At 53.9% G+C, this 545-nt stretch carries 1 protein-coding gene; it reads right to left on the reverse strand.

What is annotated here, in order from left to right; translation table 11 throughout:
• Window positions 1-91: 91 nt before the first annotated feature.
• Window positions 92-545, reverse strand: a 454-nt coding sequence (locus ETC02_RS16905; protein ID WP_171698469.1) for a transposase, incomplete at its 5' end; no start/stop codon positions are given.

Here is a 545-nt window from a genome sequence, read left to right on the forward strand (position 1 = left end):
GGGTATACTGAAAATGGCCAAAAAAGGCAATAGGAAAGCAGAGGTGCCCGATTTTAGGCATCTCGTATAACCTGTCTGCCTTTTGGCTAGACTAAATAAGTTGTGGTTGGCGGAACGGCTCTTTGCGGGAGATCATGCAAAAGATGATCACCAACATCCGCCGAGCAATGGCGATGAGGGCTTTTTTCTTCCCGCACCGGGCCGCCAACGACCAAAACTTTCGGGACAAGGGATGCGTCTTGGATCGAGCTGCTGACCATGCCGCCTCGCATAACGCCGATCGGAGATGGGGATTGCCTTTTGTCGTGCGCGTGCTCTTTCGCTTTCCGGCGCTTTCATGGTTGCCGGGGGACAATCCAGTCCATGAAGCCGCCCGTTCCGGCGTTTCAAAGACGCTCATGTCGGTTCCCATCTCGGCTATGATGACGGCGGCGGTTTGTTTTTTGATTCCAGGCATGGTCATCAGTAAGTCCACTTCCTCCCGATACGGCTCGAGCAGGCGGTCGATGTGCTGGTCGACTTCTTCGATTAACTGCTCCAATTCC

The sequence above is a fragment of the Geobacillus sp. DSP4a genome, from assembly GCF_013096875.1.
Classification (GTDB): domain Bacteria; phylum Bacillota; class Bacilli; order Bacillales; family Anoxybacillaceae; genus Geobacillus; species Geobacillus thermophilus.